Source organism: Burkholderia sp. B10, from assembly GCF_004368385.1.
In the GTDB taxonomy this organism is placed as follows: Bacteria; Pseudomonadota; Gammaproteobacteria; order Burkholderiales; family Burkholderiaceae; genus Burkholderia; species Burkholderia vietnamiensis.
The window spans coordinates 1-19788 of record NZ_PQMX01000095.1 but is presented as its reverse complement, the minus strand read 5'-3'; the positions used below and the strand labels follow the sequence as shown (position 1 = coordinate 19788).

17 protein-coding genes and 1 pseudogene are annotated in these 19788 nt (G+C 65.6%); 9 read left to right on the top strand and 9 right to left on the bottom strand.

What is annotated here, in order from left to right:
* The first annotated feature begins 115 nt into the window (after nt 1-115).
* The 4 genes from C3Y15_RS28560 (at nt 116) to C3Y15_RS28545 (ending at nt 5063) form a co-directional block, all read left to right on the top strand.
* The gene (locus C3Y15_RS28560; RefSeq protein ID WP_014722928.1) at nt 116-607 is read left to right on the top strand and encodes a MarR family transcriptional regulator; all 492 of its coding nucleotides are present in this window, start codon (nt 116-118) and stop codon (nt 605-607) included.
* Nucleotides 608-694: 87 nt separating this feature from the next.
* A complete protein-coding gene (locus C3Y15_RS28555; RefSeq protein ID WP_011884596.1) occupies nt 695-2200 on the top strand; it encodes an efflux transporter outer membrane subunit in 1506 nt (501 codons plus the stop codon).
* Between the two features lie 52 nt (nt 2201-2252).
* Nucleotides 2253-3476 (top strand): HlyD family efflux transporter periplasmic adaptor subunit, encoded by a 1224-nt coding sequence (locus tag C3Y15_RS28550; protein ID WP_014722926.1) that lies wholly within the window; start codon nt 2253-2255, stop codon nt 3474-3476.
* A 27-nt stretch (nt 3477-3503) separates the two neighbouring features.
* On the top strand, nt 3504-5063 hold the full coding sequence (locus tag C3Y15_RS28545) for a DHA2 family efflux MFS transporter permease subunit (RefSeq protein WP_011884592.1): 1560 nt from the start codon (nt 3504-3506) through the stop codon (nt 5061-5063).
* 84 nt (nt 5064-5147) lie between these two features.
* On the opposite strand, the gene truB is transcribed toward C3Y15_RS28545, so the two are convergent.
* From truB to C3Y15_RS28505, 8 genes are all read right to left on the bottom strand, one after another.
* Nucleotides 5148-6080, bottom strand: coding sequence for a tRNA pseudouridine(55) synthase TruB (gene truB, locus C3Y15_RS28540; RefSeq protein WP_014722924.1), 933 nt, complete (start codon nt 6078-6080; stop codon nt 5148-5150).
* 12 nt (nt 6081-6092) lie between these two features.
* Nucleotides 6093-6491, bottom strand: coding sequence for a 30S ribosome-binding factor RbfA (rbfA, locus tag C3Y15_RS28535; protein ID WP_011884590.1), 399 nt, complete (start codon nt 6489-6491; stop codon nt 6093-6095).
* A 112-nt stretch (nt 6492-6603) separates the two neighbouring features.
* A complete protein-coding gene (gene infB, locus C3Y15_RS28530) occupies nt 6604-9528 on the bottom strand; it encodes a translation initiation factor IF-2 (protein WP_011884588.1) in 2925 nt (974 codons plus the stop codon).
* 91 nt (nt 9529-9619) lie between these two features.
* Nucleotides 9620-11095, bottom strand: a complete 1476-nt coding sequence (nusA, locus tag C3Y15_RS28525; protein ID WP_011884586.1) for a transcription termination factor NusA — start codon at nt 11093-11095, stop codon at nt 9620-9622.
* Nucleotides 11095-11553, bottom strand: coding sequence for a ribosome maturation factor RimP (rimP, locus tag C3Y15_RS28520; RefSeq protein ID WP_011884583.1), 459 nt, complete (start codon nt 11551-11553; stop codon nt 11095-11097). The genes nusA and rimP overlap by 1 nt, the downstream gene beginning before the upstream one ends.
* 425 nt (nt 11554-11978) lie before the next feature.
* The gene (gene rluB / locus C3Y15_RS28515; RefSeq protein WP_045579155.1) at nt 11979-13676 is read right to left on the bottom strand and encodes a 23S rRNA pseudouridine(2605) synthase RluB; all 1698 of its coding nucleotides are present in this window, start codon (nt 13674-13676) and stop codon (nt 11979-11981) included.
* Nucleotides 13677-13736: 60 nt separating this feature from the next.
* Nucleotides 13737-14759, bottom strand: coding sequence for an SMC-Scp complex subunit ScpB (gene scpB, locus C3Y15_RS28510; protein WP_011884579.1), 1023 nt, complete (start codon nt 14757-14759; stop codon nt 13737-13739).
* Nucleotides 14760-15156: 397 nt separating this feature from the next.
* The gene (locus C3Y15_RS28505) at nt 15157-16059 is read right to left on the bottom strand and encodes a LysR family transcriptional regulator (protein WP_046422268.1); all 903 of its coding nucleotides are present in this window, start codon (nt 16057-16059) and stop codon (nt 15157-15159) included.
* A 428-nt stretch (nt 16060-16487) separates the two neighbouring features.
* Between C3Y15_RS28505 and C3Y15_RS28500 the strand changes: the two are divergent.
* Nucleotides 16488-16874: pseudogene (locus C3Y15_RS28500) on the top strand (transposase); the annotation flags it as partial.
* A 208-nt stretch (nt 16875-17082) separates the two neighbouring features.
* On the top strand, nt 17083-17334 hold the full coding sequence (locus C3Y15_RS28495; RefSeq protein WP_014722917.1) for a hypothetical protein: 252 nt from the start codon (nt 17083-17085) through the stop codon (nt 17332-17334).
* A gap of 208 nt (nt 17335-17542) precedes the next feature.
* Here the strand turns inward: C3Y15_RS28495 and C3Y15_RS28490 are convergent, their stop codons facing one another.
* Nucleotides 17543-17860 carry a hypothetical protein gene (locus tag C3Y15_RS28490; protein WP_011884575.1) on the bottom strand — a complete coding sequence of 106 codons (318 nt, stop codon included), beginning with the start codon at nt 17858-17860 and terminating at the stop codon, nt 17543-17545.
* A gap of 157 nt (nt 17861-18017) precedes the next feature.
* Between C3Y15_RS28490 and C3Y15_RS28485 the strand changes: the two genes are divergently transcribed.
* From C3Y15_RS28485 to C3Y15_RS28475, 3 genes are all read left to right on the top strand, one after another.
* Entirely contained in the window at nt 18018-18734 is a 717-nt protein-coding gene (locus C3Y15_RS28485; protein WP_034195586.1) for an ElyC/SanA/YdcF family protein, read from the top strand.
* A gap of 219 nt (nt 18735-18953) precedes the next feature.
* A complete protein-coding gene (locus C3Y15_RS28480) occupies nt 18954-19223 on the top strand; it encodes a hypothetical protein (protein WP_011884573.1) in 270 nt (89 codons plus the stop codon).
* A gap of 137 nt (nt 19224-19360) precedes the next feature.
* The gene (locus tag C3Y15_RS28475; protein WP_011884572.1) at nt 19361-19618 is read left to right on the top strand and encodes a hypothetical protein; all 258 of its coding nucleotides are present in this window, start codon (nt 19361-19363) and stop codon (nt 19616-19618) included.
* Nucleotides 19619-19788: the final 170 nt, after the last annotated feature.

Sequence of the window (19788 nt, the reverse complement as noted above, 5' to 3'; positions counted from 1 at the left end):
GACAAGGTGATTCGCCCACCTTCAGCGCGGCGTTGCCTGTTCGATTAACATTTGCCGCGGCAAGCAAATTGCCCCTATACTGCTGCCTAGTCAACTATTGCAGCTTCAGGGTTTTATGTCCGATTCTCCTTCTCAATCGCCCGTTTCGCCGCTGTCCTCGTACCAGATCAACGACAGCGTCGGTTATCTGATGTCGCGCGTGAAGTCCGTGATGACGAACCTCGTCACGCAGCGCACGCAGGAAGAGCTCGGCATCACCGGCACGCAGGCGAGCATGCTGTTCATGATCGCGGTCGGCAAATGTTCGACGGCTGCGGAGCTGGCGCGCGAGTATGGGATCGACGCCAGCGCGGTCACGCGCCTGCTCGATCGCGTCGAGAAGCGCGGGCTGCTGTCCCGCGTGCGCAGCATCGAGGACCGCCGCGTCGTGCGCCTCGAGTTGACGGACGAAGGGCGTGCGCTCGCCGAGCGGTTGCCGCCCGTGTTCCGCAGCGTGCTCGACGAGCTGCTCGAGGGCTTCACGCCGGAAGAAGTCGGATTTCTGAAGAGCATGCTGCGCCGCATTCTCAGCAATTATTGCGAGAACGCGGGCAATAGCATCACGTAATAGTTGCCATAACAATTACTTTTGACAGATTAATGTAAGGAAATCCTTGCAGTGTCCATCATTCATTCCGAGTCAGGGAACAGCGCGATGAAATCCTCCACGTTGTCCGTGCGCGCCGGGTCGTGCCGCACCGCCGTCGCCGCCGCAGTTGCCGCGCTGGCGCTGGCGGGCTGCGCAAACTATATCGGCATCAAGAGCGACAAGCAGATCGCGCCCGCGTCGCAATTCGAATCGGCGCAAAGCCTGCCAGCCCAGGGCGGCCAGTGGCCGACGCTCGACTGGGCCAGCCAGTTCGGCGATCCGCAGCTGCCGAAGCTGATCGACGAGGCGCTCCAGGGCAATCCATCGATCGCGCAGGCGCAGGCGCGGATCGCGAAGGCGTCGTCGTATATCGAATCGTCGCGCTCGAACCTGATGCCGAAGGCCGAAGCGAGCTACTCGTGGACGCGCGAGCTCTATTCTTCCAATGCGCTGTTCCCGCCCCCGTACGGCGGCCAGTGGTACAGCGAGAACAATGTGCTCGCGAGCGCATCGTGGGATCTCGACCTGTGGGGCAAGAACCGCGAGCGGCTGCACACCGCCGTGTCGCAGGAAAAGGCCGCCGAAGCGGACATGCAGCAGGCGCGCATCACGCTCGCGTCGTCGGTCGCGCGCACCTATAACTCGCTGGCGCAACTGTATGCGCTGCGCGACATCGCGCAGCGCGAGATCACCAACCGTCAGACGGTCGGCAAGATCACCGACGGTCGCGTGTCGGCCGGCCTCGACACGAATGTCGAGCGTCAGACCGCCCGCGGCAACATCGCGACGACGCAGGCGTCGCTGTCCGACCTCGACGGCCAAATCACGACCGTGCGCTACCAGCTCGCCGCGCTGCTCGGCAAGGGGCCGGACCGCGGGCTGCAGATCGCCGCGCCGGTGATGAACCCGTCCGGCACGGTCGCCCTGCCCGGCAACCTGCCGGCCGACCTCGTGGCGCGCCGCCCCGACATCGTCGCCGCGCGCTGGCAGGTGGAAGCCGCGATGCACGACGTGAAGGAGGCGAAGGCCGAGTTCTTCCCCGACGTGAACCTCGCGGCCGGCTTCGGCTTCGATGCGTTCGGCTGGGGCAAATTCCTGAACTTCGCGAGCCGCCAGGCGCAGTTCGGCCCGGCCATCCACCTGCCGATCTTCGATGCCGGCGCATTGCGTGCGCAGCTCAAGGGCCGCTATGCGGACTTCGACCTGTCGGTCGCGAACTACAACCAGACGCTGATCGGCGCGCTGAACGACGTGGCGACGCAGGTCGCGTCGATCCGCGCGGTCGACCGCCAGATGGACGACGCGCAGCGTGCGCTCGATGCATCGACGCGCGCCTACGACCTGGCCGTGATCCGCTACAAGGCCGGCCTGTCGCCGCAGCTGCAGGTGCTCACCGCCGACAGCAACCGCCTCGCATCGGAACAGACGGTCACGAACCTGAAGATGCGCCGGCGCGACATGCAGCTCGCGCTGATCAAGGCGCTCGGCGGCGGCTTCGACGCAACCGGCACGCGGCTCGCGGCGCCCGACGCAGAACAACAGAAAACGCAAACAAAGCAGGCCGCCAACTGATCCGGCGCCACCACTACGCAGACACTCGAAATAACGGACGGAGAAAATCGCCATGAGCGACCCTCAACAAAACGCGGCCGGCGCCCAGCCGCAGAACAACGGCAAGCGCAAACGGATGATGACGCTGCTGATCGCGGTGATCGTGATCGCGGCCATCGCGTACGGTCTGTACTACTTCCTCGTCGCGCGTTTCCATGAGGAAACCGACGACGCATACGTGAACGGCAACGTCGTGCAGATCACGCCGCAGGTCACCGGGACGGTGATCGCCGTGAAGGCAGACGACACGCAGACGATCAAGGCCGGCGACCCGCTCGTCGTGCTCGATCCGGCCGATTCGCAGATCGCGCTTCAGCAGGCCGAGGCCAATCTCGCGCAGACGGTGCGTCAGGTGCGCGGCCTGTTCGTCAACGACGATCAGTACCGTGCGCAAGTCGCGCTGCGCCAGTCCGACCTGTCGAAGGCGCAGGACGACCTGCGCCGCCGGCTGGCCGTCGCGCAGACGGGCGCCGTGTCGCAGGAAGAAATCTCGCATGCGCGCGACGCGGTACGCGCCGCGCAGGCATCGGTCGACGCCGCGCAGCAGGAACTCGCGTCGAACCGCGCGCTGACCGCCAACACGACGATCGCGTCGCATCCGAACGTGATGGCCGCGGCCGCGAAGGTTCGCGACGCCTACCTCGCGAACGCGCGCAACGTGCTGCCCGCGCCGGTCACCGGCTATGTCGCGAAGCGCTCGGTGCAGGTCGGCCAGCGCGTGTCGCCGGGCACGCCGCTGATGTCGGTCGTGCCGCTGAACGCGGTGTGGGTCGATGCCAACTTCAAGGAAGTGCAGCTCAGGCACATGCGCATCGGCCAGCCGGTCGAGTTGACGGCCGACATCTACGGCTCGTCGGCGGTCTACCACGGCAAGGTCGTCGGCTTCTCGGCCGGCACGGGCTCGGCGTTCTCGCTGCTGCCGGCGCAGAACGCGACCGGCAACTGGATCAAGGTCGTGCAACGCCTGCCGGTGCGGATCGAGATCGATCCGAAGGATCTCGACAAGCATCCGCTGCGCATCGGGCTGTCGATGCAGGTCGACGTCGACATCAAGGACGAGCGCGGCGATCAGCTCGCCAACGCACACAACACCGTCTACGAGACCGACGTATTCGCGAAGTACGGCGACGAAGCCGACGCGGAAATCGCCCGCATCATCGCCGCGAACGCCGGCGGCAACGCGCTGGCATCGGCCGCGGCTGCGGCGAAGACGGGCACCGCCGCGAAGATGATGTAACGGCTTCGACACCGGACAACTACCGACATGGCACAGGCTCCAGTCTCCTACCCGCCGCTGCAGGGCGGGCAACTCGTGCTCGGAACGATCGCGGTGTCGCTCGCCGTGTTCATGAACGTGCTCGACACGTCGATCGCGAACGTCGCGATCCCGACCATCTCGGGCGACCTCGGCGTGTCGTCCGACCAGGGCACGTGGGTCATCACGTCGTTCGCGGTCGCGAACGCGATCTCCGTGCCGCTGACGGGCTGGTTGACCGACCGCTTCGGACAGGTGCGCCTGTTCCTCGCGTCGATCATCCTGTTCGTCATTTCGTCGTGGATGTGCGGGCTCGCGCCGACCCTGCCGTTCCTGCTCGCGTCGCGCGTACTGCAGGGCGCGGTCGCCGGGCCGATGATTCCGCTGTCGCAATCGCTGTTGCTGTCGAGCTATCCGCGCGCGAAAGCGCCGATGGCGCTCGCGCTCTGGTCGATGACGACGCTGATCGCGCCGGTCGCGGGGCCGATTCTCGGCGGCTGGATCTCGGACAACTACTCGTGGCCGTGGATCTTCTACGTGAACATCCCGGTCGGCATCGCCGCTGCGCTCGCCACGTGGTCGATCTATCGCACGCGCGAATCGACGGTGCGCCGCGCGCCGATCGACGGCGTCGGCCTCGCGCTGCTGGTGCTGTGGGTCGGCTCGCTGCAGATCATGCTCGACAAGGGCAAGGATCTCGACTGGTTCGCGTCGACGACGATCGTCGCGCTCGCACTGATCGCCGTCGTCTCGTTCGCGTTCTTCGTGATCTGGGAGCTGACCGCCGAACATCCGGTCGTCGACCTGTCGCTGTTCCGCATCCGCAATTTCACGGGCGGCACGATCGCGCTCGCCGTCGGCTACGGTCTCTACTTCGGCAACCTCGTGCTGTTGCCGCTGTGGCTGCAGACGCAGATCGGCTACACCGCCACCGATGCGGGCCTCGTGATGGCGCCCGTCGGCTTGTTCGCGATCCTGTTGTCGCCGCTGACCGGCAAGTTCCTGCCGCGCACCGATCCGCGCTATATCGCAACAGCCGCGTTCCTGACGTTCGCGCTGTGCTTCTGGATGCGCTCGCGCTACACGACGGACGTCGACGAGTGGTCGCTGACGCTGCCGACGCTCGTACAGGGCATCGCGATGGCCGGCTTCTTCATCCCGCTGGTATCGATCACGCTGTCCGGCCTGCCCGGCCACCGCATTCCCGCGGCATCGGGCCTGTCGAACTTCGTGCGGATCATGTGCGGCGGCATCGGCACGTCGATCTTCCAGACCGCGTGGGATCACCGCAACAACTTCCACCACGCGCAACTGGTCGAGCAGACCAACGTGTACAACCCGACGTTCAATCAGGCCGTCACGCAGATGGGCAAGCTCGGGCTGACGCCGGACCAGGCGCACGGCCTCATCAACAACATGGCCACGCAGCAGGCGGCCCAGCTCGGCGTGAACGATCTGTTCTACATCTCGGCGGCGATCTTCGTGCTGCTGATCGGACTGATCTGGATCACCAAGCCCGAACGCGCGGGCGGCGGCGATGCGGGTGCGGCGGCGTCGGCGGCGCACTGAGCGGCACGCGCGAACGCATGCAATGCAAAAGCCCGGCGACAGCCGGGCTTTTTTCGTTCCGACGCCGCGCTTGCGCGCGGCCGGTCAGGCGGCCGTCACGACGAGACGCTCGGGTGCGAGCACGCCGCTCGCCTTGCGTGCGACGCCCAGCAGCCGCTGCGCGTCGTACACGCGCACGCGCGCGCCTTCGGCCGCGTCGATCGGATCGAGCGCCGACAGCGGCAGGCGCTGCCCGTGCAGGAACCGCTTCGCGCTGGCGTCGTCGAGACGCACCAGCGGGAACGTCGACAGCAGCGCGTCGACCGGCTGAAGCCACGCGTCGCGCGCCGCTTCGGCAGCGTCCGACAGTGCGTCGAGCGTCACCGCGTGCTCGAGCGTCAACGCGCCGACCCCGGTACGGCGCAGCATCGTCAGATGCGCGCCGCAACCGAGCGCTTCGCCGATGTCCTCGGCGAGCGTACGCACGTAGGTGCCCTTGCTGCAGGTCACGCGGAACGTCACGTCCGGCAGCGCGCAATCGAGCAGGTCGAGCGCATGGATCGTCACGTTGCGGCCTTCGCGCTCGACGGTCTGCCCGGCCCGCGCATATTCATACAGCGGCTTGCCGTCGCGCTTGAGCGCCGAGTACATCGGCGGCACCTGCACGATGTCGCCGGTGAAGCGCGCGAGCGCCGCCGCCACTGCCGCGCGATCGCATGCGACCGCGCGCGTCTCGAGCACGTCGCCTTCCGCGTCGCCGGTGGTCGTGCGCACGCCGAGACGCATCGTCGCTTCGTAGGTCTTGTCCGCTTCCAGCAGGTCCTGCGAAAACTTCGTCGCCTCACCGAAGCACAGCGGCAACAGCCCCGAGGCGAGCGGATCCAGCGTGCCGGTATGGCCGGCCTTCTTCGCGAGCAACAGGCGCTTCGCGCGTATCAGTGCGTCGTTGCTCGACAGGCCGACCGGCTTGTCGAGCAGAAGCACGCCGTCGAGCGCGCGCCGCGGCACGCGCGGACGTTGGGGAGCTGCAGTCGTCATAGGCGCGTGCGCTCAATCGTCCTGCGCGGGCGCGCCGGCTTCGTCGTCGTCCTTCGCGCGCGTCGAGTTGGCTTCCTTGATCAGCCGCGACATCTCGACGGCCTTCTCGATCGTCTGGTCGTAATGGAAATGCAGCGTCGGCACCGTATGAATGTGCAGGCGCTTGAACAACAGGTTGTGCAGATGGCCCGACGCGTGGTTCAGCGCTTCCTGCGTCTTCTCGGGATCGCCGGTGAGCGCCGTGAAGTAGACCTTCGCGTGCGCGTAGTCCGGCGTGAGTTCCACGCTCTGGATGGTCACGATGCCGATGCGCGGATCCTTGACCTCGCGCATGATGAGCTCGGACAGATCGCGCTGAATCTGGTCGGCGATCTGTACGTTGCGATTGGGGGAAGTACGTTTCCTGGACATGATCGATCCGTGATCCGTTTATCAGGATGAAGCGGCGCACCGTTGGCGCGCCGCCATGAAAATGGGCGGGACAGGCCCAAGCCTGCCCCGCCCACGAGCCGATACGCGACGATTACAGCGTACGGGCGACTTCGGTCACTTCGAAGACTTCGAACTGGTCGCCTTCGACGATGTCGTTGAAGTTCTTCACCGACATACCGCACTCGAAGCCTTGCTTGACTTCCTTCACGTCGTCCTTGAAGCGCTTCAGCGATTCGAGTTCGCCCGTGAAGATCACGACGTTGTTGCGCAGCACGCGCACCGACGACGAGCGCTTGACGATACCGTCGGTGACCATACAGCCGGCGACCGTACCGATCTTCGGCACCTTGAACACCTGGCGCACCTCGACCATACCGGTGATGACTTCGCGCTTCTCCGGCGCCAGCATGCCCGACATTGCCGCCTTCACCTCATCCACTGCGTCATAGATGATGTTGTAGTAGCGGATGTCGATGCCGTTCGCTTCGGCCAGCTTGCGCGCCTGTGCATCCGCACGCGTGTTGAAGCCGATGATGACCGCCTTCGATGCCGTCGCGAGGTTGACGTCGTTTTCGCTGATGCCACCCACCGCGCTGTGCACGATCTGCACACGCACTTCGTCGGTCGACAGCTTGAGCAGCGACTGCACGAGTGCTTCCTGCGAGCCCTGCACGTCGGCCTTGATGATGAGCGGCAGGTTCTGCACTTCGCCTTCGCCCATCTGCTCGAGCATGCTTTCCAGCTTCGCGGCCTGCTGCTTCGCCAGCTTGACGTCGCGGAACTTGCCCTGGCGGAACAACGCGATTTCGCGCGCCTTGCGCTCGTCCGGCAGCACAATCACTTCCTCGCCTGCGCCCGGCACTTCCGACAGACCCTGAATTTCGACCGGGATCGACGGGCCGGCTTCCTTCGTCGGCTTGCCGTTCTCGTCGAGCATCGCACGCACGCGGCCGTAAGCCGAGCCTGCCAGCACGATGTCACCGCGGTTCAGCGTACCCGACTGCACCAGGATCGTCGCGACCGGGCCCTTGCCCTTGTCCAACTTCGCTTCGATCACGATACCCTTGGCCGGCGCCTCGACCGGTGCCTTCAGTTCCAGCACTTCGGCCTGCAGCAGCACGTTCTCGAGGAGATCGTCGATGCCTGCGCCCGTCTTCGCCGACACCGGCACGAACGGCGAATCGCCGCCGTACTCTTCCGGCACGACGCCTTCCGCGACCAGCTCCTGCTTGACGCGATCCGGGTTCGCTTCCGGCTTGTCGATCTTGTTGATCGCCACGACGATCGGCACACCGCCCGCCTTCGCGTGAGCGATGGCTTCCTTCGTCTGCGGCATCACGCCGTCGTCGGCCGCCACCACCAGCACCACGATGTCGGTCGCCTTCGCGCCGCGTGCACGCATGGCCGTGAAGGCCTCGTGACCCGGCGTGTCGAGGAACGTGATGACGCCGCGCGGCGTTTCGACGTGGTATGCGCCGATGTGCTGCGTAATGCCGCCCGCTTCGCCTGCGGCAACCTTCGCGCGGCGGATGTGGTCGAGCAGCGAGGTCTTGCCGTGGTCGACGTGACCCATCACCGTGACGACCGGCGGACGCGGCAGCTGCTCGGCGTCCGAACTCGTTTCGCCTTCGACCAGCAGCGCTTCCGGATCGTCCAGCTTGGCCGCGACCGCACGGTGGCCCAGTTCCTCGACGACGATCATCGCCGTTTCCTGGTCGAGCACCTGGTTGATCGTGACCATCTGGCCCATCTTCATCATCACCTTGATGACTTCCGAGGCCTTGATCGACATCTTGTGCGCGAGATCGGCAACCGAAATGGTTTCCGGCACGTGCACTTCACGCACGATCGGTTCGGTCGGTGCCTGGAACGTCGATGCGCTGTCCTGGTGACGGCCGCGCCCCTTCGGGCCGCCGCGCCAGCCGCGGTCGACGCCGCCGCTCGAATCGCCGCGCGTCTTGATGCCGCGACGCTTCGCTGCGTCGTCCTGCCAGCCGCCCTTGCCGCCGCCCGGCTTCTTGTTGCGGTCGCCCGCGCCTGCTGCCGGCGCCTGCGTCGTGGCCGGCGTCGCACCGGCCGGCTTCTTCACGGCCGGACGTGCCTGCACGCCTGCGCCTGCCGGCTTCGCCGGCTTGTGCAGCGTGCCCTTCGCCTCGGCGGGCTTCGGTGCCTCGACCGGCTTCGGCGGCTCGACGGCCTTCACGACTGCCTTGCGCGGCGTGTTCATCATTTCGCGAATCGCGCGCGCTTCGGCTTCGGCCGCCTCGCGACGCTTGCGAATCTCTTCCTGCTCGGCGCGCGCCTTGTCCGCCGCCTCTCGGGCTGCGTCCTCGGCCTTCTTCGCAGCTTCGCGCTGCGCTGCACGCTCGGCAGCCGCGCGTGCTTCTTCCTGCGCGGACTGCGCGCCCGGCGCTTCCTGCTTCGCTTCGGCGGCTTGCTGCGCGGCAGCCTGCTGCGCCGCTGCGGCTTCCGCCGCCGCACGCTTGGCCGCTGCCTCTTCTTCGGCACGACGGCGCTCGGCTTCGGCCGCTTCCTCGCGGGCGCGGCGCTCGGCTTCTTCACGCTCGAGGCGCTCTTGACGCTCGAGCAGCTCCTGCGCCTGCTGCTCGAGCAGCTCGGCTTCGCGGCGCGCTTCTTCCTCGCGACGCTTCAGTTCTGCATCGTCGTCCGCTTCGGCGACTTGCGCCTGACCCTGTTCCGCACCTTCGGCGACGTCGTCGCGCTTGACGAACGTACGCTTCTTGCGGACCTCGACCTGAATGGTGCGAGCCTTGCCCGTCGCGTCAGACTGCTTGATCTCCGACGTATGCTTGCGGGTCAGCGTGATCTTGCGCTTGTCGCCGTCGGTTGCGCCGTGCGACTTGCGCAAATGATCGAGCAGACGCGCCTTGTCCGTCTCGGACAGCGCATCGTCTTCACTCGCTTTCTGGACGCCCGCTGCCTGCAGCTGTTCGAGCAGCACACCAGCAGGCATTTTCAGTTCCGCGGCAAATTGGGCTACGTTGTTACTCGCCATTCATTCCTCTTAGTGCAAGGACCGATTCCTTGCGGTTAGCATCGGGTCAGGCCATACGGCCGCCATCAAATCAGTGCGCCATGGTCATTTCTCACTGGAACCAATGTTCACGTGCTTTCATGATCAACGCCTTAGCGGCATCCTCTTCCACTCCGGTCATGTCGACCAGTTCATCCACAGCAAGCTCGGCGAGATCGTCGCGCGTCTGCACGCCGTGTTCGGCCAGCTTCGTGAGCAACTCCGGCGTGATGCCGTCGAGGCTCTTCAGATCCAGCGCAGCGTTCTCGACCTTTTCTTCGTTCGCGATCGCCATCGTCAGCAGCGCGTCGCGTGCGCGGTTGCGCAGTTCGTGCACGGTGTCCTCGTCGAACGCCTCGATTTCGAGCATTTCGTTGAGCGGCACGTAGGCGATCTCCTCGAGGCTCGTGAAGCCCTCGTCGATCAGGATGTCGGCGACTTCTTCATCGACGTCGAGACGCGCCATGAACAATGCACGCAGCCGTTCGCGTTCTTCGCCCTGCTTCAGGGCGGATTCGTCCGGCGTCATGATGTTGATTTGCCAGCCGGTCAGTTCGCTGGCAAGGCGAACGTTCTGACCGCTGCGGCCGATCGCGACGGCCAGCTCGTTCTCGTCGACGACGACGTCCATCGAGTGCTTTTCTTCATCGACGACGATCGACTGGACGGCTGCCGGCGCGAGCGCGCCGATCACGAACTGGGCGGGATCCTCCGACCATAGCACGATGTCGATGTTTTCGCCACCGAGCTCGTTGCGCACGGCCTGCACGCGCGAGCCGCGGATGCCGACGCAGGTGCCGATCGGATCGATGCGCTTGTCGTATGCGATCACGCCGATCTTCGCGCGCACGCCCGGATCGCGCGCGGCCGCCTTGATCTCGAGCAGGCCCTGCTCGATTTCCGGCACTTCCATCTCGAACAGCTTCATCAGGAACTCGGGCGCGGTACGCGACAGTTCGATCTGCGGGCCGCGCGCGGTGCGGTCGACCTTCGCGATGTACGCACGCACGCGGTCGCCCACGCGCAGGTTTTCCTTCGGGATCAGCTGGTCGCGGCGCAGCAGCGCTTCGACGCGGCCCGATTCGACGATGAAGTTGCCCTTGTCGAGGCGCTTGACCGTACCGGTCATGATCTTTTCGCCGCGCTCGAGGTAGTCGTTCAGGATCTGCTCGCGCTCGGCGTCGCGCACCTTCTGCAGGATCACCTGCTTGGCAGCCTGCGCGCCGATCCGGCCGAACTCGATCGACGGCACCGGTTCCTCGATGAATTCGCCGACTTCGACGTCGGGCTTCTGCTCACGTGCTTCGAACAGCAGGATCTCGCGATCCGGCTCCTGCAAGCCTGCCTCGTCGGGCACGACGAGCCAGCGACGGAAGGTTTCGTGCTCGCCGCTTTCGCGATCGATATGGACGCGGATTTCGGCGCCTTCGTCGAACAGCTTCTTGGAAGCGGAAGCGAGCGCGGCCTCGAGGGCGCCCAGCACCACATCCTTGTCGACGTTTTTCTCGCGCGCCAGCGCATCCACCAGCATCAACACTTCGCGACTCATTATTTGCGGCTCCTAAAGTCAACTTGCGGAATCAGGCGGGCTTTGTCGATATCGGCCAGCGTGAAATCCAGCATGGCGGCCTCGCCCTTATTCCTCTCAAATTCCAAACCGATCGTTTCGCCATTCGGCGCGTGCAGAATGCCCCGGTACGTCTTGCGCCCGTCCAGCGGCTTTTTCAAGGTCACGGAAACTTCGCTGCCGGCGAAGCGCTCGAAGTCGGCCAGTTTCTTCAACGGGCGGTCGAGCCCCGGGGACGAGACTTCGAGCCGTTCGTAATCGATGTTTTCGACCGTCAAGACGTGCTGGAGCTGACGCGTCACCTTTTCGCAATCGTCGAGCGAAATGCCGGCAGGCTGATCGATATAGATGCAAAGCATGCCGCGCCCGGTGCGCTCGAGATCCACGAGCTCATAGCCGAGCCCGGTGACCGTGGTTTCTATCAGTTCCGTCAGTTGCACAGTGTCCTCTCAGGTGTTCGCGCCCGCCGCTCGCGATTCACCCGCGGGCGCGCGCCTTAGCCGGCGCAGGAAGCGCTACCCGAGATGCCTAACCGTTTCAGCAAAAAAAAATGGGCGGAACGCCCATCTTCTCTTACTGGTGGTCGCACCTGAGCCGCACATTGAATCCGTACGCCCAGCGACTCCGCGATTATAGCGTTTTTTAGCGCAATCGCCAAGCCAGCCGGTTAAAGCAGCGTTCAGCCCGCCTTTACCGGCCAAAAATGCGAAGCCGGACTGTCCGACCACGCGGCACAATCCGGCAACACGACATATATACAGTCGAAAACAGCGGGCGAGATACCGGCCGAATCGGCGTGCGCCGATTTCGCCGGCACATCGGCGGCGTCATGCCGCCGTCGCGCCGCCGTCGTTTGCGCGAACGGTCAGCGACCGCGCGAGCGATTGCGCTGCGGACGCTGGCCGCCGCGCGCACCGCCGTTGCCGTTGCCGGCGCCGTCGGCACGATTGCCGTTCGCGGTGCGCGGGCCGCCCTTGCCGGCGCCTCGCTTGCCACCCGCGCCTTCACGCTTCGGACCGGCGCCATACGACGCACGATTGCCGTCGACATCGCGACCGCCCGAGCGATTGCCATAGCCCGACGGCGCAACCGGCAGGCTGCCGTAGCCGCTCAGGCCAGGCAGGCCGGGCGCGCCGCGCCGGCCGCCGCCGCGACGCGGCTGATCGAGCTGACCATGCGTCGTCAGCACCGGCTCGCGGCTGATGAAGCCCATCGACGTCTGCATCGGATCGGGTTGGCGGCGCTCCTGCTGGCCGCCAGCGCGCTTGCCCTTTTCTTCGGACGGCGCCTTCAGGCCGACGGTCGCCATCAGCTTGCGCACCTGCGCCTCGTCGAGCTCTTCCCAACGACCGCGCTTGAGCCCGCGCGGCAGCGGGATCGGGCCGTGGCGCGTGCGGATCAGGCGGCTCACCATCAGGCCGGCCGCCTCGAACATCCGCCGCACTTCGCGGTTGCGGCCCTCGGCCAGCGCGACGTGATACCAGTGGTTCGTGCCTTCGCCGCCACCATCGCGGATGCGCAGGAAGTTTGCCGGGCCGTCGTCGAGCTCGACGCCGTGCAGCAGCTTTTGGCGCATCCCCTCGGACAGCTCGCCGACCACGCGCACCGCGTATTCACGCTCGACGCTGTAGCGCGGATGCATGAAACGGTTCGCGAGATCGCCCGACGTCGTCAGCATCAACAGACCTTCGGTGTTGAAGTCGAGACGGCCGACCGCCAGCCATTTCGCCGTCTTCATCGGCGGCAGGCGATCGAACACCGACGGACGGCCTTCCGGGTCGGCGTGACTGACGATTTCGCCGGTCGGCTTGTGGTACAGCAGCACGCGCGGCGGCTTGTTGGGCAGCTTGCGCTTGACCGGCTTGCCGTTGATGCGGACCTGGTCGGTCGGCATGATGCGCTGGCCGATGTGCGCGGGCTCACCGTTCACCGACACGCGGCCGGCGACGATCAGCTCTTCCATTTCGCGGCGCGAACCCATGCCGGCCTCCGCCAGCACCTTGTGGAGCTTCGGCGCGTCGTCGTCCGGCGACAGCACGCGCTTGTTCGCCGGCTGGGCGCGGCCGCGGCGCAGCATCGGCGCACGCACGCCGCTGCCGCCCGCGGCGTTGTCCGCGTCGAACGCCGGCGACGTCACGTAGGCGAACAGATCGTCCTGCGATGCCGCCTCGGTGCCGGCATTCGCGACGGCGCCGTCGGTTTTGGCCGCGCCGCCGCGCCGCCCCTGACCGCCCTGCGCGGCCTTGGCCGCACCTTCGCGCTTGCCGGCCGGCTTGCGGCCGCCCTTGGCCGCTGCGTCCTTGCGCGGCGCACGCGCGGGTTGCGCGTCGGCAGCGTCGGCCGGCGGCGCATCCGCGGCTTCGCCGCCTTGCGGTTCGCCATCAGCGCCCTTCGATTTGGCAGCAGCGCGCCGGCGCGCGATCAGGCTGCGCGGGCCGCGCCGCAGGCCGCGACGGGGACGTTCGTCACCACCCGCGGCGCCAGCGTCCTGCTCCGGCGCATCGTCGGCACGCGCGGCCTGCACGGCAGGCGCGGACGATTCAATATCGTGGATATCTGTCAAAACAACCTCAAAATGTCAGGTCTCGCGCCCGGCCCGGGCGCGGCAAGAAGTCGGCCGCGATCAGGCGCGGCGCTGTTCGGGTTCTGCTTCGTCGTCGGGCAGCGCGTCGGCGCCGCGGGGCGCGCTCGCACTGCGTACGGCATCGGCCAGGCTGTCGGACGTATCGTCCAGCATCTCGCCGTCCGCGGGACGGGAGCGCGAGGCATCGGCCTGGCCAGCCTCGCCCGGCATGTCGCCGGCCGCTTCCGCTCCGTCTCCGGCAGCCGCATCGGCGGCCGGCTTGCGGTCTTCCTCGTTCCATTGCTCGTGCAGCGACTCGGGCTGCACGCCGGCCGGCGCTGCTTCGGCGCCGCCCTGCTCCGCCTGGGCGCGATCAGCTTGCAGCGTATCGCGATTCGGCGTTTCCTGCGTCGACGCTGCGCCCGTGGCAGCGTCGACCGGCAATTCATTCGGTGCGTCATGCGGCTCGTCGGCCGCCGGTTCGACGGCCTCCGGCTCCGCTTCCGCAACCGCCGCATCGCCGTCGAAATCCATCGCCTGTTGGGCAAGCAGCGCGGCCTCGATGTTCGCCGCGGGCTCCTCGAGCGCCGGCAGATCGTCGAGCGCCTTCAGGCCGAGGTCGTCGAGGAACTGCTTGGTCGTCGCGTACAGCGCCGGGCGGCCCGGCACGTCGCGATGGCCGATCACCTCTATCCAGCCGCGATCCTCGAGCTGCTTCACCACCTGCGTATTGACCGTGACGCCGCGAATCTCTTCGATGTCGCCGCGCGTGACCGGCTGCCGATACGCGATGATCGCGAGCGTTTCGAGCACCGCGCGCGAATATTTCGGCGGCTTCTCGGGATGCAGGCGATCCAGAAAATGGCGCATCGCCGGCTTACTCTGGAAGCGCCATCCGGTTGCCAGCGCCACCAGTTCGACGCCTCGGCCGGACCAATCCTGTTTCAGATCTTCGAGCAACGTGCGGACCGTGTCAGCCGACACGCCGTCGGCAAAGAGCTTACGCAAATCGCCGAGCTTCAGCGGCTCCTGCGCACAGATCAAAGCAGTCTCGAGGACGATCTTCGCCTCTTGGGTATTCATGCAGCTAGGCCAGACCCTGTGGTCAAACGAACCGGATCAACGAACAGACGAAAGGAACGGAAGACGCGCTCGCCCGATTCTGATCGGTCATATTGATGGGAGCACGAACCGGGGGCGGCGAACCAACTTCAAGCCAGGCCCAAACCGGACGGAACAGCACGGCTCAACGGCGGAACCGCGTGACTGAGCGCCATATTACGCAAAATTGCCCGGTGCGTAAAGATAAGCCGATCGCACTACTCCGCCTCATACCACGCTGCTCCATTCCGGCTGCGGTGCGGGTCGGCCATGCGGCACAGTGTCGGCGTCGGCGCGTGGCGTGCACGCAAGCGGTGCTCGAAAATCGGCGTCGAAACACACGACCCACGCCGTAGACACACATGCGCACAACCCACGCCTAGTCCAGATCCTCCGCCCTCGACGGCATCTGCCGTACCAGCTCCCAGATCGCCTGCGCGGCGGGCGACAGCGACCGGTCACGGCGGCGCACCAGTTCCACGGTACGCTCGGTGCGCGGCGTGAGCGGCCGCGCGACCAGCGTCGATCCGGCGGGCAGCGGCAACGACAGCCACGGCTGCACGCTCACGCCGACGCCGGCTTCGACGAGCCCGAACACGGTCGCCGAATGACCGAGTTCCTGCACGACCGTCGCATTGACGCGGTGAGCGGCCAGCGCGGCGTCGATCAGCGGCCGGCTTCCGGACGCGTGGTCGAGCAGCACGAGGCGCTCACCCTCGAGCGCCGCCCACGGCACCGAGTTGCGCGCCGCGAGCGGATGATCGGCGCGCGCGACGAGGCAGAACGAATCGGTCATCAACGGCTCGCAGACGAGATCGCCGGCAGCGAGCGGGCCGATGACCACGCCGAAATCGACTTCGCTCGATTTCACCTTGCGCAGCACGTCGCTCTGCACGTCGTCGCGCAGCCCCAGCGTGACGAACGGAAACTGGCGCTCGCACGCCGCCACGACGCGCGGCATCAGTCGGCAGGCAATCGTCGGGCTCGCGGCGACGATCACGCGCCCGCGCCGTTGTTCGCCGATGTCGCGAATTTCACGCAACGTATCGTCGAGATCGTCGATCAGGCGCGACACGCTCGCGATCAGATTGGCGCCGACGTCGGTCAGCTGCACGTCGCGCGTGGTCCGGTCGATCAGTTTCAGCCCGAGCTCGGCCTCGAGCTCACGCACGCACCGGCTGACCGCGGACTGCGTGAGCCCGATCTCGTCGCCCGCGCGGCTGAAGCTGCTGAGCCGCGCGACTTCGATGAATACGCGAAGCTGCCGCAGCGTTACGTTCATCTCCACCCCTCATCAATCGTCGCCATCGATGCGCGATTCTAATGCCTGCCGAGCGACGACACGCCGATCGAGCGCCTATCGGCCATGTTTCGCTGCGGTGCAATATCACCGCAAACGCACGTGACGCGGGCGACTTGCACAAGATTGGTGATTGTCCCGATTTGCTGGCGGGTTATTTTGGCGTCTTATACGCCCCTAGCTGACTTAGCCGTCAGCCCGCTGCCAAGCGGCTCTCGAGGGTATCGCCCCAGACATGGCACGCTTCATGCGTGAGATGGCGTACAGGGCGCAGGTTTCGTCGGGCGGAAGGCAGAAACGCCGCTGCCGACCGACCGGACGCCCCCACCTGGCACTCGACGCTCGAGTGCTTGAAGAGTGCGCGGCGCAGGGCAGCGCACCGGAGTTAGCTTCGCTGAGGTGAGGACATGATGCTGTTCGACGATTTGAGAGATAACGAATGGGCGCTGGTCGAGGGTCTGTTTTGCTCGGAGCCGGCTCGGAGCGAACGACGCGGCCGTCCCCGCGTGGAGGCCCGTTCGGTGGTCAACGCCGTGCTCTGGGTACTGTCGACCGGCGAAGGCTGGTCGAAGCTGCCCGGCCGCTACCCGTCGCCGCCGACCTGCCGCCGTCGTTTCGACGAATGGCAGGCTGATGGTACGCTCGCCGAAATCGTCAAGCGACTCGGCACGAACGGCCGTCAGATCTCGCTGCGCGGCCGGATCGGCGCAACTGCGGCAAAGCCGCCCGCACCGCCCAGCCGCGACCGCCTGCGCGGCGCGTTCTGGACCAACCCGGAATCGTGGCGCGCACCCGTGAAGATGGCGTAACGCATCCGTGATCGGGCGGCTTCGGCCGCCCGGTTCGTTTTGGCGCCGCGGCGGCGTGCACGCGACGGTCGTCCCGTCGGCGTCGTTGTCGCGTAGCGATACATCTATTTACTAATATTTACAGCAAGCCTGCACTCCCGCGCTTACCTTAGCGAAATATCAACAAGCCGCACCGACGGCTTGAAGGGAGCCCGCCATGAAACCAATGTCACTGCTCGTTGCATGGGGCATTGTGATTTCGCTGGCGCTGACCGCCCCCGCACGCGCTGACGATCGCGCGAAACCGCCTCACCGCCAGCAGGATCACCGCACCACCCTTCGCCAGCAACCACCGCCGGCATCGTTCAATCGGCAGACGGTGCCGCGTGGCGATTTGCGCGGCGACATTGCAAGCAATGCACGCGCGCGCATCGGCCCGCAGTTGTCTGAGCCGCGGCGTCATCCGTAGTCTGCAGTCCGATATTGGTACGTCGCATCGCAACGGTTCCCTAAAGAAAATCCCTCGCTTGGGGAACTGGCCGCCAGCCGACGAGTCACATGGTTGCCATGAGCACAGCGTGGCAACAGCAAAAGTATCCGGTACGCCCGTATCCTCGCGATACGGGCTTTTTTTTGACATCGCCCGCGAGCGGACGGGCGAGGAAGGGGGTGCGCTGCTAGAGGCGGCTTTCGAGGATCGACATGGCGCCCGCATCGCTCAATACGTAGTCGTCCATACGACGATCGACCCAGGAGAGCAATTTCTCGTCGCGCTCGAGGCGCGCACATTCGGCTCGACCGCTGTCGGTGAGTACCGCGATGTCGACCGGGGCATGAAAACCCGGTGCAGGAGCGACGGTTTTCTGCCTGACCGTGTCCATCAGCCCCAGCGACCGGAGATACTCGAACACGCCCGGGCGGCGCGCCCACGGTACCTGGCGGTACTGCACTCGTCTCAATGCGTCGAGCACCGCTTCGTTGGAATACGTGGCCATCTCGATTCTTTCTTAAAGTGCAGCGACAATGCGAAGCGGCACGTCGGGCAAAATCACCACCCGCGGATACCGCCACCGGTTCTGGGGGCCGATATTCGGCGTCGCGTCAAGGCTGGATCGTCACTGATCCATAAAAAGACACCATACCCCAATCAAATTGATTCTGTTCGATTCATTTGCACTTCTCTTCATCTGTTTCATGCTCTGTCGCAAGCAGCGGCGGCACATCGCCATCGCCGGCGCCGCAGTGTTCTGGCTGCTCGCCACCGGATGGCTCGCCGCCCCGCTGATCGCATGGAGCGAAGCTGGCGTCGCACCCGTCGAGCACCCCGACATGCACGGGCGAACGACGTTGATCGTGCTCGGCACCGGGACGCGCCGCAGCGACAACGGCCTGCGACCGCCACCCGATGGCGAAGCGCGAATCCGCAAAACCGCTGCGCTCTATCGCGTCTGTCGCGAACAGACGATCCGCTGCACCGTCGTAATGTCAGGCGGCGACCCGCAGCGTCACGGCGACACCGAGGCTGCCGTCTATGGCCGCCTGTTGCTCGCACAGGGCGTTGCACCGGCTGACCTCATTCTCGAACCCGACAGCCGCACGACCTACGAAAACGCCAAGTTCACTGCGTCTATACTACGCTCACAACATGACGACTCGCGCATTCTCGTCACGTCGTCGTACCAAATGCGGCGCGCGCTACTCGATTTCCGTCACTTCGGCATCGATCCGCAGCCGGTGTACGCGAACCGCCGACTCGCGCAATGCGGCTTGCTGCCCCGTTGGCGCAATCTGGCGGCGGCGAACCAGGCGGTGCACGAACTGATCGGTATCGCCCAGTTCTACGTATATCGGCAACTCGGCTGGTTTTGAAGGCGTTGCGACCCGTGACCGACCGCCACTACACTGCGCCGAACGGCATGCGCATGACGAATTTAGCGAAGTGTTGCGCGACTTCAACGAGGGGTTGCGCCGCGCGGCGATCCGGTTCACATTGATCCGTCACTTTTGTTACACTCGTCACGCACTCGTTTGCGGTCGCCAGAAAACGGCAACATTCGGGTTCATCACCACTTTAGCGGAGGTAAAGCAATGAAGAAGACGTCCCTGGCTATTCTGGTCGCGATGTCGGCGCTGACTGGCGCAGCGTATGCGCAAGAGAGCACGCAAATCCAGACGATCACCGATCCCGCAAAAATCGCCGAAATCGAGCAACGCGCGCAGGCGCTGCAACAGCAGCAAGCGGCCGAAGCGGCTCAGCCGATGATGCACGAAGAGCATCACGGCAAGAAGGCTGCCCACCACAAGGCAGCGAAGAAGGCCGCCAAGAAGGCCGCCCCGGCAGACGCTGCCAGCCAGTAAGTTCGACGGCACCGCACAAGCGAAAAGCCGAATCCGGGCAACCGGGTTCGGCTTTTTTGGTTGTGCCGCCCGCGCGCTGTGCTAAAGTCGCGCACCGAAATTTTCCACTCGTACGCACCGCCGGTGCGGAGGACAGCATGAGCAACATTCAACTCGACATCGAGTGGACCGAAGCAGCCACTCGCCAGATCAAGCAACTGATGCCGCGCGGTTCGGCCGATGCCTTCCTCGCGCTGCCGCCGATCGAATGTCTGCCGATGGAAGGCGACGTGCTTTTCCTCGGTCCGCAAGGCAAGCAGCAACCGTTCATCGTCGCAGAACGCCAGTATCACCACGACGGCGATGCCGACTGGACGATCATCCTGATTCTCGACGTTCCCAGCGCGTCGCACTGATCGCGCGCTGTCGCGGGTGGCACTCGCGCCGCCACGCCATCGCTGCGTATTTCGGCGAACGTGACCGCCGATTTCGGGAACGTGACCGATTCGGCTGGCTTGGGCGTTGCGCAGTGTCGATTGTAGATTTCCTTGTCAGTTCTGGTCGAGTTCGGGCTCCAGGACGTTGG

What these genes read in the sequence shown, in the direction of transcription:
- C3Y15_RS28560 (WP_014722928.1), top strand. Translation starts at nt 116, where the DNA reads ATGTCCGATTCTCCTTCTCAATCGCCCGTTTCGCCGCTGTCCTCGTAC.
- C3Y15_RS28555 (WP_011884596.1), top strand. Translation starts at nt 695, where the DNA reads ATGAAATCCTCCACGTTGTCCGTGCGCGCCGGGTCGTGCCGCACCGCC.
- C3Y15_RS28550 (WP_014722926.1), top strand. Translation starts at nt 2,253, where the DNA reads ATGAGCGACCCTCAACAAAACGCGGCCGGCGCCCAGCCGCAGAACAAC.
- C3Y15_RS28545 (WP_011884592.1), top strand. Translation starts at nt 3,504, where the DNA reads ATGGCACAGGCTCCAGTCTCCTACCCGCCGCTGCAGGGCGGGCAACTC.
- truB (WP_014722924.1), bottom strand. Translation starts at nt 6,080, where the DNA reads ATGACGACTGCAGCTCCCCAACGTCCGCGCGTGCCGCGGCGCGCGCTC.
- rbfA (WP_011884590.1), bottom strand. Translation starts at nt 6,491, where the DNA reads ATGTCCAGGAAACGTACTTCCCCCAATCGCAACGTACAGATCGCCGAC.
- infB (WP_011884588.1), bottom strand. Translation starts at nt 9,528, where the DNA reads ATGGCGAGTAACAACGTAGCCCAATTTGCCGCGGAACTGAAAATGCCT.
- nusA (WP_011884586.1), bottom strand. Translation starts at nt 11,095, where the DNA reads ATGAGTCGCGAAGTGTTGATGCTGGTGGATGCGCTGGCGCGCGAGAAA.
- scpB (WP_011884579.1), bottom strand. Translation starts at nt 14,759, where the DNA reads ATGAATACCCAAGAGGCGAAGATCGTCCTCGAGACTGCTTTGATCTGT.
- C3Y15_RS28505 (WP_046422268.1), bottom strand. Translation starts at nt 16,059, where the DNA reads ATGAACGTAACGCTGCGGCAGCTTCGCGTATTCATCGAAGTCGCGCGG.
- C3Y15_RS28495 (WP_014722917.1), top strand. Translation starts at nt 17,083, where the DNA reads ATGAAACCAATGTCACTGCTCGTTGCATGGGGCATTGTGATTTCGCTG.
- C3Y15_RS28490 (WP_011884575.1), bottom strand. Translation starts at nt 17,860, where the DNA reads ATGGCCACGTATTCCAACGAAGCGGTGCTCGACGCATTGAGACGAGTG.
- C3Y15_RS28480 (WP_011884573.1), top strand. Translation starts at nt 18,954, where the DNA reads ATGAAGAAGACGTCCCTGGCTATTCTGGTCGCGATGTCGGCGCTGACT.
- C3Y15_RS28475 (WP_011884572.1), top strand. Translation starts at nt 19,361, where the DNA reads ATGAGCAACATTCAACTCGACATCGAGTGGACCGAAGCAGCCACTCGC.